Source organism: Lysinibacillus sp. GW247-5R2A, assembly GCF_059424475.1.
This window is the reverse complement of record NZ_JBWKZL010000002.1, coordinates 336931-351743: the sequence shown is the minus strand read 5'-3', so window position 1 is coordinate 351743 and position 14813 is coordinate 336931. Positions and strand designations below refer to the sequence as shown.

The following is a 14813-nucleotide window of genomic DNA, read 5'->3' as shown; positions in this document are numbered from 1 at the left end:
AAGTATAGATATAAGTTTTTTATAAGGCGTCAGTTGGGATGCCGTGTCAGTCTTTGTAATCAAAAATAGCGAAAGTAATTGTCAGAAAATATCAATATACTCTATAATGAGTAAAAAAATAGAGAATAAGAGGTGGACTTATGGGTAAACCAGTAGATTACAATCTATTTCCGGGTTATCAAAACACACAAGATTCTAGACTAGATGAAAGAAAAGAAGAATATATGGAAGTATTAGAAAAAGCAAAAGTAGATGGGTATATACTAGAGTTTGAAAAATCCTCTGAATTACCCCAATAACTATGTTTAATCGCAATCCAATATAAGGAAGCCAGGCGCTCTGCGGAGTACCTGGTTTTTTACATTTTTAAGCTTTATTTGCCAAGCCATTATTAAAAGCGACCCCCAGAATAAGTGTAGAATATGTGCTTGTTCATATTTCATACATATTGTTGTTAATGATGATGACTCAGGTCTAGCTCACAATGGACTTAATGTTAAAGTTACTATAATCTACTAATTAATGCTGATATGGAAGGGATGGTAAAAATGAGTAAAAATATGATTGTATTTGGAGCAAGTCAGGGATTAGGCGACGCTTTTGTAAAAGGCTTACCCGTGAAGGGGGATACTGTATGGGTAGTTTCACGTACACGACCTAAAAGCTTAGATATCAATGATGGTGTAAATCGTCAATGGCTTTCTATTGATTTGTCTAGCCAACAACACATACCGTCATTAAAAGAACAATTAAAAGATATCGCTATAGATGTATTAATTTATAATGTTGGGGTTTGGGAAAAGCGTGGCTTCGAGGATGATTATTCATTTGATAGAGATGAAGTCGAGGATATTTCAAATTTAATCAATATCAATCTAACGTCCACTATTACATATATTCAGGCACTTTTACCGAATTTAAGACAAGCGAAAAATGGAAAGGTTATTTTAATAGGTTCAACGGCAGGGTTAGACCATACAAACAATGCACAGGTTTCATTTGTCACATCTAAATTCGGTTTACGAGGCATTACAAATGCTTTACGTGAACATTTAAGAGAAGACAGAATTTCTGTCACTTGCATTAATCCTGGAGAGCTGGCAGCAGAAGTCCCTTATGAGGAGGGCGCTGAAAAGGCTATCCAATTATATGAAGGTACACGTATCCCTGTCCAAGATATTGTAGCTATTGTGCAATGTGTGGTTAATTTATCACCCGCTTCCTGTGTCAAGGAAATTAATGTCCCTGCCATAACAGATGTAAATGCTTAATAGTGGTTAGAAGCTAATGACATATACAGGTTTGAATTAAAAAGGGCCACAAAGAGGAATGTGACCCTTTACACAATAAATGGTATTAGTAGTTATGAACATTAGAGGCGAACAATATCATCAGAGAAGTGTTGGATGGGTTTACTATTTGAACCTGAAGCTTGCATCGACAATAATTGAACTAAATGCTGATTTAGAGCCATAACCATTACCCAAATCTCCTTCGCCCATTCTCTAATTGTTCATGAATAGAGGTTCAAATGAAAATGTGAAAATATTGTTATGGTTGGGGGAGGGGGAATAGATGTTTAGTCTGATGATTTGGGATAGATAAATGGCTCTAATAGGGCTATCTATCATTATGATTTGTTCCTATATAGGACAAATGAGTAATGGGAGATTAATATAAAACTGAAGCGCCGACAATAATTAATAGAATAAATAGAACAACAACTAGAACGAATGTTGAACCGTAACCGCCGCCGTTATTGCCTCCGTAATAACTCATAAAGTATCCCTCCTTTCTCTCTATATGTATAGTATGTATCGTTATAGGAAGTTTAAAGGTATTTATCCAGACCTATAGAGCTAGAAAGAAAAATTATTGCGACAAACTGAGACAAATTGAACTGGTATTGGTTATTGATTGAAAGATATAAATCACAACTGGAGCTGCGGAGCATAGGGAAAAGAGCTTGAGCAGTTGAATCATTTGCTAGATGGGTAAACGATAGTTGAAAGAAAAAATCAATAGAAACGGATTGATTTAGCCTTTTAATGAAAAATGTAACCAAAAAGAAATTCATCTTAGTGGCTACTTGAAAATTTATGTAAAATGCCCCATCTTGGCTTTAATAGAACGACAACTCTGTTTCCTGAAACAAAAGCTATCGAGAAGAAGCCATTCTCGATGGCTTTTATCAATTTTGCTCCCTCTTTACTTTGTAAACGCCTAAATTGGGTAGATAAACAAATCTTTAACATTTTAGTGGTGGATGGTCAAAGAATTGAGTGGTGCCCTCAAATCCATTCCACAAGCCCCTCATATCAAAACTTTTCAGGCTTGGCTACCTTGAATGATGCCACTTCACCACAGTTTACAGAAGGGCAAAATAAGTGGGGAGCCCGAAGCTATATAAGAGCCTATAGGTCTGACATGACTATCAGTGGATAATTTCCCATGACCAAGTTGACCAGTGTAAAAGAATCGCTCCCGCAAGCCTTGCAGATTAATTTTTCATGGTCCATCTCATCACCTCACGATGCAGTATTTCTAGTAATAAGGGGAGATCCATACGAAGAAAGTTAAGGGTAAAAATAATATATTAAAATAAATGTTGGAGCGACCGAAGACTGCTTCTTTAGGAAATGAATTTTTCCTGCAAACAACTCTTTTATATCCCTTCCACTTATGTAGGCTTAGGCAAAAAGGTTGCTGTAGACCCACTCGGGGTGGGGCTGTTATTATAAAAAAGTACGTAAGTGGGAGGTAATGAATTGGAAGAAGAAAAATACAATAATCTTAAATTAGGTGAACGTGGTGCCATTATAAGTATTATTGCTTATATAATTTTGTCCGTAGTAAAAGTGGGTATTGGCTACATGAGTGGGTCAGAAGCTTTAAAGGCGGATGGGCTAAATAATACGACTGATATTATTGCCTCAATTGCAGTACTTATAGGGCTGAAGCTTTCACAAAAACCTGCCGATCATGATCATCGATATGGCCATTGGAAAAGTGAAACCATTGCTTCTATGGTAGCTTCGTTTATTATGATGGCAGTAGGTATTCAAGTATTATTTGGTGCATGTACTTCCATTTTTCAAGGTGGAAAAGAATCACCTGATATTTTCGCAGCGTATGTAGGTCTTGGATCAGCATTGGTCATGTATTTTGTATATCGTTATAATAAAAAATTGGCTGACAAAATAAACAGTAAAGCCGTTATGGCCGCTGCCAAAGACAACTTATCAGATGCCTGGGTAAGTATTGGGACAGCAGTAGGGATATTTGGATCACAATTACATATGCCATGGTTAGATACAGTAACAGCTATTATTGTAGGTTTTTTAATTTGTAAAACAGCTTGGGATATTTTTAAAGAAGCTTCTCATGAACTTTCAGACGGATTTGATGAACAAATCCTTCAAAACTATAAAAATATTATTTTAAAGTTAGACGGTGTCATTGGAATTAAAGAAATTAGAGGCAGAAATTATGGCAATAACGAAGTCATTGATGTTGTCATTCTAGTCAATGCAAATTTAGATATTACAGAGGCTCATGATGTAGCTTGTCATGTTGAAGATAAAATGATTCATGAGCAGGGCGTATATGAAGTTCATGTTCATGTGGAACCCAATGAGGAAAAACTATAAAAAGATTAGGAACTCAATGAATTTGAGTCCTAATCTTTTTTTACTTTGTCAAAAGCTTTTCTCTATTTGTCCATATGTAAGTCATTTCTTTCGAGAGAATGAATGAGTTTGCTTAAATTTATTAGAAATTATTAGTATAATAAACTTACTTTGGAAAATTGATTATAGTGGGAGGATGTCTTCATGCCAATTCATATAGACATAGTAAACAGAAAAGGGGCTAGAAAAGTTAGTGAAATCCCTGAAGAGGTGCTAACGTTATTGAATGAAGGAGAAATAGAGAGTGTTAATTTAACGGAATGGTTGGGGATCAATCATATTACGTTAGTGAAACATGTTTTACCACAAGTAGGGTTATCTCATCAATTAGAAAATATAGTAGAAGAAATGTTAAAACAGAATGTTGAATCCGGAATGAAAGCTATTCGTTTAACTGGTGAACTATTGAATACAGCTATAGAGGAAGAAAATGACCAAACGAAAGAAGAAATGATTAAACAATTTGCGACGCATCCTTCTGATAGTGTTCGCTGTTGGGCAGCGTTTATGAATAAAAATGAAAGCTCCTCTTTGAAAGAAAAGTTAGCTTATATTTATCCCTTTGCTGGGGATCATCATTTTGGAGTTCGAGAAATTTCTTGGATGTCCATTAGAGAGGATATAGCGCAACATCTTGATGAAAGTATTGAGTTGTTAACCGAATGGGCAAAAGAAGAGGATGAAAATATACGGAGATTTTCCATGGAAGTTATTCGTCCTCGTGGTGTTTGGGCCAAGCATATCGAAGATTTAAAACAGAACCCTAGTAAAGCCCTTCCTATTTTAAATCAACTGAAATCAGATTCATCAAAGTATGTACAGGATTCTGTAGGGAATTGGTTAAATGATGCCAGTAAAACTCAACCTGATTTCGTCACGATGCTTTGTGAAAAATGGAGTAAAGAATCAGATACAAAAGAAACATCAAAAATTATAAAGAAAGCTAAAAGAACAATAATGAAAATATAGCTCATGCAAAAGCAACAGGTTCTTAGTGTGAACTTGTTGAATAGGTGGGGAAGGAAAATACCTTAAACGTTCTGATTACATGCTGTTATTTTGCTTCTTCCCTGATTCCATTCCTGCCTCGAAAATAAAGATGAGCATAAGAAAGAAGATAACTATTTTTATCGTGAAGCTTTCTGTCCAAAAGCCCAAATAATACATGATCACCATAATAATAGATAAAAGTGTTTTCATCATCTTTAGGGTCATTATGACACCTCCTAATTTTCGGATTACCTTATAACAAAAGGTTGTATAATAGAAACGCATTTTTTCATAAAACAAAAAAGTAGCCAAAAGGAAATACATCTTAATGGCTACTTGTAGATGATTAATTTTAAATGCTAGGCTGTTGTGAGTAGATTATAAATCATTGCTTGGTCGTATCATTTAACCGTTAATCCGAGTAGTGAAGCAAACCCGATAGCTTGTTCAGAAGATACTTCACATCCATTCAAACTTTCGAGAGATACTTGAAGTCTTTTAAAGGTACACGTACTAATATCTATCCCCTTTAAAGAGGTTTCAGTAAAATCTACCTCATTAATATCACATTCATGGAATGCCACTTTATTGAGGAAGCAATCAAAATAATTCGCTCCGTGTAAGTTGGTGTTATCGAATAGTACTTGTTTTAAACGAGCCTCAGGAAAATTGCTTAAGGTTGCCATACAATTTTCAAAAGAAACGTTTCCGAGATTAGCTTCAGAAAAATTCACCCCTAATAATTTACAATTCTTAAAAACCACTCTATGTATAAGGCTTTCCTTTAAGTTTAAGTTAGATAAATCACAGTTTTCGAAAATGACATCCGTTACATCCATTTTTTGAAAGGAAGAATTGATGAATGTGACATTTTTAAAAATAACTTTAGATACGATTAATCTTTCAACAGCCTCCTTATCAATGACTGTATCTGCGATCATGCAATTTGATAAAAAAGGTTCTTCCTCGTAAAAAATATCTTGAAAATTGGCTTTTTCTAAATCAGTAGGTATTTTTGGTGATGTAAGTTGGAAATTATGTGACATATAAGCACACCCTTCGAAAGTAGTTAGCACCTATCTTATAGAAAAAGAAATAAAATAAAAAGTCTTTCATATTAAGGGAAAGTGTGTGCAAATCTAAATTTCTATCCCATTACTGGATTGAGGTGTTCATTCCAATGATATTGCGAAGTGGGGAGAGAGGCTTAGGTTTTCCACTAGCCAGCGTACATAAATCCATTTGCTGCGGACGTCAGCGTCTTCAGTAGAAGAACATTCTATAGCATATGACAAATACCTATTTGATGTTCCACTGAGTAAGCATACGTGTTTCAGTCGTACTGAAAGTCAATGAGTTGGTTCCCAACAGTTCATGAATGGAGGGTATCGGTATCATTTATTTAGAAATTTCAAATAAATGAATGACCAAAACCACATAAAATGGTAAAGTATAGAAAAAGTGATTGGGGGAATTGTCATATGGAAAAATTGAACAGGGTTGAACTACAGCATTTCACAAGTGAATATAAGGAAGAGTTAAACTCTTTTGTCCTTACAGAGGAACAAAAACAATTCTCTGCGCTTCCAAGCAATTTTGAGGAAATCAATGAAGGACAGTATCGTATTGTCATTTTAAGTGATCATACACCTGTTGGTTTTTTTCTATTGAATTCAAATGAAAGAGTAAAGAAATACTCTACTAATTCGAACGCTTTGTTAATATCGGCACTATCCATTAATCATGCTGAACAAGGAAAAGGTTACGCCAAACAGGGAATGACATTACTAGCTGAGTTTGTTCAATCAGAATTCCCTCATTGTGATGAGCTTGTCTTAGTTGTAGATAAAGATAATATACCAGCACAAAAGTTATATTTAAAGGTAGGATTTGAAGATACGAATAAGCGATTAATAGGTCGAATTGGCGAAGAAATTATTATGAGACAATTAATAAAATAATACAAGCCACAAGTACATAACGACCTACTTTTATGTATGGGGACGGCCATGTACGGCTGTACGACGATGTTCAGTAGCAGAAACAGTAAATTGAAAAAAATGAGGAAGTAGCCAAGCAGCTGCTTCTTTTTAATGATGGCTAGATGCAATTTAATAAGCGTAGGTGATGAACGATGACGCGAGAAAGTGTCAATCATTGTATGAACGATCCGTGGTGGCTGATTTCAAAAGGTATGTCAGAATCGTTAAATGAAGAGTTGAAGAAAGAACTTTCACAACAACATATTCTTTATGGGAAAGAGGCAATAGCGGTGGCTAGAAGAGAAGATAATGATGATGTGATTTTTTGGATTGAAACGATGAATAAATACGCAGTCGTTCATTTAACCTATTCGAAAGAAACCACAAGCGAATACCCTATCACATCATTATATACACAAAGAGAATTAGAAGAATACTGTAAGAGTGTTTCAAAGCTTTATTAAGGTCTTTCAAATTCTATTATTATGCTATTTACAATTATGGTAATATAAAGGAGGGTTTGTTCAATGAGTTATAAAAATACCTTTATTAAAATTTCAGAGGATTCGGAAGTTACTTCGGCTGTTACTCCTCTCCCGAGAAACAACAAGCCTACTATAGCTTCAATTGAATTTGATTTAATTAAACATAACCCATACAAATACACTGAGGAAGATGTGCAATTTCAAACGTATTTGATTAAAAATGAAATTGACTCAGATTCATTAGATGAAATCAGAAAAAATTTTTTCCAAAAGTCTAAAGCGTGTTTTAGAGCCTCACCTTTAGTAAAGACATACGGGTGGGGAATACACTATGACGATGAAGGGAAACTGGCACTATATGATGTTAATAGTGAAGGGTATGAGCAATTTCTCCATTCGGACCAAATCACTTTATTAAATGGTATGCGTTCTAAACGAAGAGGAAATAACACTCATGAATAAAATTACTCAGGAAGAACTAGATGCGTATTTTTAAATGTCATTCAGGGGCATGGATTAATATTTTAAAGCAAGAATAGTTTTACATGTTTATTTTAAAAATGTATTTCAGGAGGGGGAAAAATTGTTATATATTGCTCTAATAATTGGCATCGTAGTCATTATAATAGCCGATAAGCTTACTCAAGCATTTAAATTATCAAGCATTTGGAGATTAATTAGTCAAATTTTTGCTGCACTTGTTATCATAATGGTTGGCAGTCTTGAGGTGAATTATATTAATCTTAGTAGCCATTTCGAATTAGGGTATTTGGCGATTCCTTTTACTTTATTATTTCTTGTAGGCTTTACAAATGTTATAAATATAGAACGCGGACAAAACCCTTTATTATTACTATTGCCACTGGTCTCTTTAGTTTGCTTCTCCATTGCAGCCTTCTTTATGGGCTATTCATTTGTTTTAATTATTGGGATTTCTACTTGTTTAGCGATTATGCTTATTCTGCTATATAGCTATTTCACAGGTAACCTAATGATAGGACACACGCTTACTACATCAATAGGTTTTATCATAGCGGTACTTTCAATATCGCTCATTAAACTATTTATTGTCTTCATTTATATTCCGTTATTTACGTTAGCACTACCATTCACTTTATATTATTTTATAAAAAATAAATTTACGGATGTCCAAGCCATTACAATTAGCACTTTAACAGCTGTACTATTTGGTGCATTCGTATTCATTATCCCTGCTCATCTATTGTGGTATCCTGTTGTTGGGATAACAATTATTTTGGTCATCATGCAAACTTCACGTAAATTTCGTATCATTTGGTAACATCGTTAGACTTCACTATCTAGGTATGGATGCTTTTTTTACAGAATATCAGTTCTTACATGTTTTAATTTCGCATTTCTAACCATATAATACCATAAGCGCTATTATTAGTGTGAGTGGGGGTGAGGTAAATGAATAAGAAGGCACAAGCTAATTTTATTGATTTAGTAAAAAATACGCTGAGTAATAACGGACAATCTATTGAAGAACGACTTGAAGAAAAGCACAAGGGCTTTGAAAAAGGGTGGAAAATGGATGAAAATGAAGTTGTGTTTTGGGTCAGTCCTACATTAAGACTTAGTGATTATACAGGAAGCATAATGAACGAATTTAGATTCAATCTATTTTTTGACGAAGAAAGTGAAAAGTTTATAGTATCTGGTAACAATGTTAAGTCACGAAGTTTATTATAAATAATCAATTACCAAGTCACATCCAACAATAGATGTGGCTTTTTATTATGTAAGAATTTAAAATTTAAAAGAGAGTGTATCAATCACTTTAATAAATTCCCTAAATCGAATAGGTAGGTATTCAATTATGCTATTTTATGGTGAAAAGGAGAGTTATTATGAAAAGTGGGTTCAAATTTAAAGATTTCCCTAAATTAGAAACAGAACGTTTCATTTTAAGAAAAGGCACAGTGGATGATCGTAATGATCTTTTTGAGCTTTATGCTAATGAAAATGTGGTTAAGTATCTTCCGTTAAATTTATTTAAATCAGTCGAAGACGCAATGGTTGAAATCAATTGGTATGAAAAAATTTTTAAGGAACAAATCGGTTTAAGATGGGTAATCGAAGAAGCCAAAACGAAAAAAGTGATTGGCACATGTGGTTATTTGAATTATGAAAAAGAACATAACCGTATAGAAATTGGTTATGATTTAAACCCTGCTTATTGGGGGCAGGGTATCATGCAAGAGACTTTAGGCAAGATTATTCATTTTGCCTTTACGTCGATGGACATAAATAAAATAGAAGCGAAAGTTGAACCTGAAAATAAAGCATCCATCAGATTGCTGGAAAAATTAAATTTTTGCCAAGAGGGTGTTTTAAGACAACATGAATTTGAAAAAGGGAAATATGTTGATCTTGTCCTTTTTTCAATGTTGAAAAGGGAATATATCGCGCTAAATGAAGAGTCACGCTTGTAGGGAGCAGTGGCCCTTTTTACCATAAAATAGCGAAAAAATATGATGCGATCATTATCATTAATAAAATTTCTTAGAAGATTTTTTCTAAATGCTGAGGTAAGATTTTTTTATTATTCAGGTGGTAATGTATATGTTTTTAGGTGTGTGTGATGAATCAATTTAATTTCAGGTCCGTAAGAAATTTCATAGGTCATACGGTCTTTTCCTATGGAAATATTATGTCCACCGTCGGTAGGTTCAATTTCAAATGTTATTTCCAATATAAAACCACGAAAACCATTTACTCTTCTTGTTTCAATCACGTTAATTTCCCATGGGGTGACATGAGGTGAAAACTCCTTAGATATCTTTGGATAATAAAAATGAGTCAAATCTTTTTCAATATAAGGAGCAAGCATATTCATAAGCATATCCTGTAGCCTTAGTTCTTCAGAGTCCTCGGTCGATTTAGCAGAAGAATGTTGAAATGAAGAAGTAAGAACAAGGGATAGTATAAAAACAATTAATACCTTTCTCATATTGTTGTCGAGACACCTCTTTATGATTTTATCTATTTGTATTGTTACCATTCCTAAATAGGACATGTATACAAATTATTTAACTTGTACTTGCGAATCGGGGAATTTGAAGAAGATATTATGTATGTAAATGAATTATTAGATATAATTAGTAAAATTTTAATGTGGAGGTTAAAATGATTGATTATTTTGAACGGAAATTAAGATTTAAAGATAGGGAAATATGGGATATTCGATTGGGGAAAGATATTTATAGGATGTTGATAGTAGATGAAAACCGTGCTTCTGAAATAAAAGATATGAACTTGCCTCCTCATACAAGGGTATTTGAAGAGGATGTAAGAGAGAATCTAATCACGGTGAAGGTATACTCCGAAAAACAAGTAAAAAAAGAACATATAGAGTTAATCGATCAATTTGCTAAACAATTAACGGATCACGTTGCATTAGCTCATTGTGATATCCATCTTACATTTTATACAGGGAAAATAAATGATGATATTTTTGAAAAAATTCCCTTAAAGCAATTGCTACATTTCAATCAGGACTAATGCGTGGTGGAAATCAACGGTAAAAGAAAAAAGACTGTAGGCAAACTCAACATGAATTGAGTTTGCCTAAAGCCCGTAAGGATCTTTAAATTGAAGATTCTTTTGCTATTTCTTTGCTTGTTTTTTTGTATGTTGTTTGGTTGTTTCTTAACAAGCTATCTTTATCTAATATGGTTGGCAAGCAAATACCAATAATAATCGTTACGATACCTGCTATTTGCAAAGTTGTAACCGTTTCGCTTAATAAGATAATGGATACCATCACTGCGATTGGTAATTCAACAGCACTTAAAATGGATGACATCCCTAATCCTACTTTAGGAACGGCGATGGTGAATAAGAACACGGGTATAATCATACCAAATAATCCCAATGCCAATCCGTAAATCCAAAGTCCTTCATTAAACAAAGTCCCATTCCAAATAATTTCTGGAGATTGAAAAACCGCCGTAATCATAAAGGCAAAGAATGAAACCAATACTAGACGGTTAGACGTGGACATACTGGCAGTAGCTTTTCCATTCACATATAAAAATAAGGAATAACAAAGAGCAGCAGCTAACCCCCATAACCATCCTTGCATAGGGATTTGGGATAAATCAACATCAATGATGCCAGCAGCCGGAATGGTTCCAGCTACCAATATGATTAAAGAGATTAATTCAATTCTACTTGGAAATTGTCGTTTGGTAATACAAGAAATGAACATACCAATCCATGTAAACTGAAACAGTAGTACAACTGCTAACGAAGCGGGCAAAAAGTTTAAAGAATGACCATATAAAATGTTTGTTAATCCAGTTAAAATACCTGCGAATATAAGGATTTTAACACCTTTGAAGCTCAATTTGGATCTGTTTGTAACTAAGAAGATACATACCGCTATACAAAAGCCTATAAAAAACTGACTTGTCACGGCCTCAGAGACAGAAAACCCACTACGCATGGCCAGTTTTATAATAGTTGAAACGATACCAAAACTACTAGCTGCGATAATGACTAGTAGGGGATAAAGATACATCTTCATTTATCCACTTCCTTCCTAAAACGTTTATATAAATTGAATTTGGTTATGATTTTGAGATTTAGAAAAAAAATCATAATCTCCAATATAAATCACAGATTGCTATTTTACAATCTTTTTTTTCGATAATCATGGCTGATGAAAAAGAATTTTTTAGTGGAGGAAAGCAGGTTTTTAGAAATAGTAAAAAGGCCAAATCCATATGTATCAAGGCTTTGGCTTATCATAGTAACTAAAATAATTTACATAGGGGAGTATTGGATTTGCTCGCAAGGGAAAATTAATAGTATTGACACCTCGAAGCATTTTTTATACAATTGTCCTAATTTTATAAGCAAACGCTCACAAGTTCGTGAGTGGCGGAATTTTGTAGAGTTTTCACTCTGTTTCATTCGCTCGTCGTCTATTTATAGACGACGAGATTTTTTATTTTTTGGAGGGATTTTTTGAACAAGTTAAAGTTTTCTTTAGTGGTTTTATTAGGTGCCTGTAGCTATGGGATCCTATCTTCCATTCTGAAAGTTGGATTTTCAAATGGCTATACTTTTCCTGAACTTTTAGGGGGACAATATGTATTCGGGTGGTTTGGACTATTAATACTCGTTCTTACTTTTTCTCGTCATAAAGTATCCTTGAAAAATATAGTATCACTGTTAGCAGTTGGGACAACGATGAGTTTAACGAGTATTTTTTACGGTTTTTCTGTAAAAGAACTGCCAGCGTCTATTGCGATTGTGCTGTTATTTCAATTCACATGGATGGGTGTTCTCATTGAAGCGATTGCTAATAAAAATTTCCCAAGTCGCGATAAGGTTTTGTCGATCATTATCTTATTTATAGGAACGATGTTCGCTGGGGGTATATTTGAAGGGCTAGGACAACAATTATCTATGAAGGGAATACTCTTTGGACTACTTGCAGCTATCACTTTTTCTTTATATATATTTGCAAGTGGACGTGTTTCTACCGAGGTACCGATCTATTCAAAAAGCTTTCTTATGACAACGAGTGCAACACTTTTTGTTTGCATAATGTTCCCCCCAACATACTTGATGGATGGTACATTGCAGGCTGGATTATGGAAATATGCGCTAATCCTAGGTTTCTTTGGTGTCGTTATACCAGTTATTTGTTTTTCTATTGGTATCCCAAAAGTAGGGACGGGTTTAGGAACAATTTTAGGAGCTGTCGAGCTACCAACAGCCGTTATCGCTTCCATTACGCTTGTTCATGAGGTCGTGTCTCCTCTGCAATGGCTAGGAATTGTATGTATTTTATTGGGGATATTCATACCTCAAATGTTAAATGTACGAAAAGAGAGGCAAATAGCCCGTTTTGGTCATGAAACTACGGAATTTTAGATTGCAATCTAAATATAAAACGTAGTTTGCCTAAATAGAAGCTTTCATCTTTGGATGAAGGCTTTTTTATATGGTAAGAAAGAAGAACGTATTGTTTTAATGGTAATTAATGATGGAAATAACTATATAATTATAAAAAGGGGGATGGATATTATATATGTATCTATAAAAATAGGAATAGTGAGTTGGATTGTTACCATTTTATATTTTGTGATAGAACCAATTTTTATGATGACTTCACTTGTACCTTATAATATGATGCAACAAGCTATGAGTGATTTAGGAGTGACTACATGTGGGAAGTATACTTACGCAATCGCGCCACATGAAATTTGTTCGCCGTATCATTTTTGGATGAATGTATTGTTTATTGTAAATGGTTTATCATTTTCGGTTGGTGTATTGTATCTATCCCAATACTTAGAAAAGAATTTAATCAATAAATTAGCAACAGTATGTATTCTTATTTTTGCAATAGGAAATAGTGTATCTGGTGTTATACCAGCAGATGTTCATTTATTTTGGCATTCGATTTTAGCTCAAATAGGCATGATAACTGTTTTAATTGGAATGGGGATCTATGCAAAATCATTGGTTAAAGGTAAACAGTGGACTTATTCTAACTTAATGGTATTGATAGCTTTACTTATCCTTATCGGTCTTTTATTTTTCCTTCCTTTGCCAGCAGGTTTATTACAAAGACTTTATTATGGAGTAATTTTCGTGTGGGGGATGGGACTAACAATTATATTACGCTCATCAGAAATAAAACCAGGTACTCAATGACTTGAGCCTGGTAATTTTTTTATCTAAACGTAACAAGAGACTCTTGTGAAGAGAATATAAGAACGTTACATAGCAATAAAAAAAGCTGCTTAATCTGACTAGAGATTAAACAGCACATGGATATTGTAAATATAAAACATAAAAAGGAAAAAGTCAACAAATCCTCGGAAAATATAGCATCAACCAAAATAACTTTTTCGGAATTTACTTATATAGTTTCTTCCATAAAAATCACCTTATAACAGATGACGATACTGATTTGGCTTTAAGTTCTCCTTGAATTAAAGCAACGCCAATCCCATAAACAATCGAAATAGCTAAAGGTACAAGAGTGAAAGCATAATCAACAAAGAAACCACCTAAGATGAGAGCCGAAAAACAGGTTCCTAAAGTAACGAATAGATAGGCTTTACTTTTATAAATCCATATGTATGGAAGAAAATGAGAGCCTGCAAGTAAACCAATTGTGAAAGGAAGGTATTCAGGTATTTTCATATACACGATAATAAATACAGGTATATAAAAAGCTTGAGGAGCTGCCACTATTCCTCCTAAAACTCCTAGAGGATTGTCTGTAGAGTTTAAACTGACGCCGAGAATTTTACCAATGAACATCCCAATAGGGAAAATAGCGCCCAAACCAAATATCCAAATTAAACGGACAGCTTCTATGGGAAGAATAAAATACATGAGGGTAAACATTAAAAAGACTAGGACGCCAGATAGTAAAATGGGGAATCCTTTTTTCGTTTCAGCTATAAGCTCATTTTGTAAATTTACAAGAGTTTTACTCATAAATGTACCACCTTTCATAAAATGGGGAGAAGATATTATAGTATAACAGTTCACTAATGAATTTACCTTAATTATCTCAAAAATGGTATATTTTTCTGATGATTTAACAGAGGATATAGGGAAAAGGCAATGGAGGGAAAACGTAAAAAATCATTCAAATGAAGGGGTAGCCAGCA

Annotated in this window: 19 protein-coding genes; 13 read left to right on the top strand and 6 right to left on the bottom strand. The window is 34.0% G+C overall.

What is annotated here, in order from left to right; all coding sequences use genetic code 11:
* Nucleotides 1-140: 140 nt before the first annotated feature.
* Together AC07YC_RS05440 and AC07YC_RS05435 are read left to right on the top strand one after the other, a co-directional pair.
* A complete protein-coding gene (locus tag AC07YC_RS05440; protein WP_494918642.1) occupies nt 141-299 on the top strand; it encodes a hypothetical protein in 159 nt (52 codons plus the stop codon).
* A gap of 249 nt (nt 300-548) precedes the next feature.
* Nucleotides 549-1271 carry an SDR family NAD(P)-dependent oxidoreductase gene (locus AC07YC_RS05435; RefSeq protein ID WP_336636696.1) on the top strand — a complete coding sequence of 241 codons (723 nt, stop codon included), beginning with the start codon at nt 549-551 and terminating at the stop codon, nt 1269-1271.
* Between the two features lie 400 nt (nt 1272-1671).
* Here AC07YC_RS05435 and AC07YC_RS05430 read toward each other — a convergent pair whose 3' ends face one another.
* Entirely contained in the window at nt 1672-1779 is a 108-nt protein-coding gene (locus AC07YC_RS05430; protein ID WP_080695207.1) for a YjcZ family sporulation protein, read from the bottom strand.
* 989 nt (nt 1780-2768) lie between these two features.
* Between AC07YC_RS05430 and AC07YC_RS05425 the strand changes: the two genes are divergently transcribed.
* Together AC07YC_RS05425 and AC07YC_RS05420 are read left to right on the top strand one after the other, a co-directional pair.
* Nucleotides 2769-3650, top strand: coding sequence for a cation diffusion facilitator family transporter (locus AC07YC_RS05425; RefSeq protein WP_336636697.1), 882 nt, complete (start codon nt 2769-2771; stop codon nt 3648-3650).
* Nucleotides 3651-3833: 183 nt separating this feature from the next.
* Entirely contained in the window at nt 3834-4658 is an 825-nt protein-coding gene (locus AC07YC_RS05420; RefSeq protein ID WP_494918641.1) for a DNA alkylation repair protein, read from the top strand.
* A 75-nt stretch (nt 4659-4733) separates the two neighbouring features.
* Here AC07YC_RS05420 and AC07YC_RS05415 read toward each other — a convergent pair whose 3' ends face one another.
* Entirely contained in the window at nt 4734-4904 is a 171-nt protein-coding gene (locus AC07YC_RS05415; RefSeq protein WP_494918640.1) for a hypothetical protein, read from the bottom strand.
* Between the two features lie 176 nt (nt 4905-5080).
* The gene (locus tag AC07YC_RS05410) at nt 5081-5725 is read right to left on the bottom strand and encodes a pentapeptide repeat-containing protein (RefSeq protein WP_494918639.1); all 645 of its coding nucleotides are present in this window, start codon (nt 5723-5725) and stop codon (nt 5081-5083) included.
* Between the two features lie 435 nt (nt 5726-6160).
* On the opposite strand from AC07YC_RS05410, the gene AC07YC_RS05405 reads away from it, so the two are divergent.
* The 6 genes from AC07YC_RS05405 (at nt 6161) to AC07YC_RS05380 (ending at nt 9602) form a co-directional block, all read left to right on the top strand.
* A complete protein-coding gene (locus tag AC07YC_RS05405) occupies nt 6161-6640 on the top strand; it encodes a GNAT family N-acetyltransferase (protein ID WP_336636701.1) in 480 nt (159 codons plus the stop codon).
* 173 nt (nt 6641-6813) lie between these two features.
* On the top strand, nt 6814-7125 hold the full coding sequence (locus tag AC07YC_RS05400; protein ID WP_336636702.1) for a hypothetical protein: 312 nt from the start codon (nt 6814-6816) through the stop codon (nt 7123-7125).
* A gap of 63 nt (nt 7126-7188) precedes the next feature.
* The gene (locus tag AC07YC_RS05395) at nt 7189-7608 is read left to right on the top strand and encodes a DUF6157 family protein (RefSeq protein WP_494918638.1); all 420 of its coding nucleotides are present in this window, start codon (nt 7189-7191) and stop codon (nt 7606-7608) included.
* A gap of 121 nt (nt 7609-7729) precedes the next feature.
* Nucleotides 7730-8446: an MraY family glycosyltransferase gene (locus tag AC07YC_RS05390; RefSeq protein ID WP_494918637.1), complete on the top strand. Its 717-nt coding sequence runs from the start codon at nt 7730-7732 to the stop codon at nt 8444-8446.
* A 131-nt stretch (nt 8447-8577) separates the two neighbouring features.
* A complete protein-coding gene (locus AC07YC_RS05385) occupies nt 8578-8859 on the top strand; it encodes a hypothetical protein (RefSeq protein WP_336636705.1) in 282 nt (93 codons plus the stop codon).
* Nucleotides 8860-8996: 137 nt separating this feature from the next.
* Nucleotides 8997-9602, top strand: a complete 606-nt coding sequence (locus AC07YC_RS05380; protein ID WP_494918636.1) for a GNAT family N-acetyltransferase — start codon at nt 8997-8999, stop codon at nt 9600-9602.
* Nucleotides 9603-9712: 110 nt separating this feature from the next.
* On the opposite strand, the gene AC07YC_RS05375 is transcribed toward AC07YC_RS05380, so the two are convergent.
* Nucleotides 9713-10120 carry a DUF3888 domain-containing protein gene (locus AC07YC_RS05375; RefSeq protein WP_494918635.1) on the bottom strand — a complete coding sequence of 136 codons (408 nt, stop codon included), beginning with the start codon at nt 10118-10120 and terminating at the stop codon, nt 9713-9715.
* Nucleotides 10121-10296: 176 nt separating this feature from the next.
* On the opposite strand from AC07YC_RS05375, the gene AC07YC_RS05370 reads away from it, so the two are divergent.
* Complete coding sequence (locus tag AC07YC_RS05370; RefSeq protein WP_494918633.1) at nt 10297-10671, top strand: hypothetical protein; 375 nt, start codon at nt 10297-10299, stop codon at nt 10669-10671.
* Between the two features lie 85 nt (nt 10672-10756).
* Here the strand turns inward: AC07YC_RS05370 and AC07YC_RS05365 are convergent, their stop codons facing one another.
* Nucleotides 10757-11692, bottom strand: coding sequence for an EamA family transporter (locus AC07YC_RS05365; protein ID WP_494918698.1), 936 nt, complete (start codon nt 11690-11692; stop codon nt 10757-10759).
* Nucleotides 11693-12141: 449 nt separating this feature from the next.
* Here AC07YC_RS05365 and AC07YC_RS05360 point away from each other — a divergent pair, with 449 nt between their 5' ends.
* A complete protein-coding gene (locus tag AC07YC_RS05360; RefSeq protein ID WP_494918632.1) occupies nt 12142-13056 on the top strand; it encodes an EamA family transporter in 915 nt (304 codons plus the stop codon).
* Between the two features lie 144 nt (nt 13057-13200).
* Nucleotides 13201-13842, top strand: a complete 642-nt coding sequence (locus AC07YC_RS05355) for a DUF998 domain-containing protein (protein ID WP_494918697.1) — start codon at nt 13201-13203, stop codon at nt 13840-13842.
* Between the two features lie 231 nt (nt 13843-14073).
* Here AC07YC_RS05355 and AC07YC_RS05350 read toward each other — a convergent pair whose 3' ends face one another.
* Nucleotides 14074-14637 carry a DUF7010 family protein gene (locus AC07YC_RS05350; RefSeq protein WP_336636710.1) on the bottom strand — a complete coding sequence of 188 codons (564 nt, stop codon included), beginning with the start codon at nt 14635-14637 and terminating at the stop codon, nt 14074-14076.
* Nucleotides 14638-14813: the final 176 nt, after the last annotated feature.

Excerpts from the sequence above, each read along its gene's own strand:
- AC07YC_RS05375 (WP_494918635.1), bottom strand. The coding sequence starts at position 10,120 with ATGAGAAAGGTATTAATTGTTTTTATACTATCCCTTGTTCTTACTTCT.
- AC07YC_RS05355 (WP_494918697.1), top strand. The coding sequence starts at position 13,201 with ATGGATATTATATATGTATCTATAAAAATAGGAATAGTGAGTTGGATT.
- AC07YC_RS05380 (WP_494918636.1), top strand. The coding sequence starts at position 8,997 with ATGGTGAAAAGGAGAGTTATTATGAAAAGTGGGTTCAAATTTAAAGAT.
- AC07YC_RS05395 (WP_494918638.1), top strand. The coding sequence starts at position 7,189 with ATGAGTTATAAAAATACCTTTATTAAAATTTCAGAGGATTCGGAAGTT.
- AC07YC_RS05435 (WP_336636696.1), top strand. The coding sequence starts at position 549 with ATGAGTAAAAATATGATTGTATTTGGAGCAAGTCAGGGATTAGGCGAC.
- AC07YC_RS05365 (WP_494918698.1), bottom strand. The coding sequence starts at position 11,692 with ATGTATCTTTATCCCCTACTAGTCATTATCGCAGCTAGTAGTTTTGGT.
- AC07YC_RS05430 (WP_080695207.1), bottom strand. The coding sequence starts at position 1,779 with ATGAGTTATTACGGAGGCAATAACGGCGGCGGTTACGGTTCAACATTC.
- AC07YC_RS05420 (WP_494918641.1), top strand. The coding sequence starts at position 3,834 with ATGCCAATTCATATAGACATAGTAAACAGAAAAGGGGCTAGAAAAGTT.
- AC07YC_RS05440 (WP_494918642.1), top strand. The coding sequence starts at position 141 with ATGGGTAAACCAGTAGATTACAATCTATTTCCGGGTTATCAAAACACA.
- AC07YC_RS05370 (WP_494918633.1), top strand. The coding sequence starts at position 10,297 with ATGATTGATTATTTTGAACGGAAATTAAGATTTAAAGATAGGGAAATA.
- AC07YC_RS05410 (WP_494918639.1), bottom strand. The coding sequence starts at position 5,725 with ATGTCACATAATTTCCAACTTACATCACCAAAAATACCTACTGATTTA.
- AC07YC_RS05400 (WP_336636702.1), top strand. The coding sequence starts at position 6,814 with ATGACGCGAGAAAGTGTCAATCATTGTATGAACGATCCGTGGTGGCTG.
- AC07YC_RS05405 (WP_336636701.1), top strand. The coding sequence starts at position 6,161 with ATGGAAAAATTGAACAGGGTTGAACTACAGCATTTCACAAGTGAATAT.
- AC07YC_RS05415 (WP_494918640.1), bottom strand. The coding sequence starts at position 4,904 with ATGACCCTAAAGATGATGAAAACACTTTTATCTATTATTATGGTGATC.
- AC07YC_RS05350 (WP_336636710.1), bottom strand. The coding sequence starts at position 14,637 with ATGAGTAAAACTCTTGTAAATTTACAAAATGAGCTTATAGCTGAAACG.
- AC07YC_RS05385 (WP_336636705.1), top strand. The coding sequence starts at position 8,578 with ATGAATAAGAAGGCACAAGCTAATTTTATTGATTTAGTAAAAAATACG.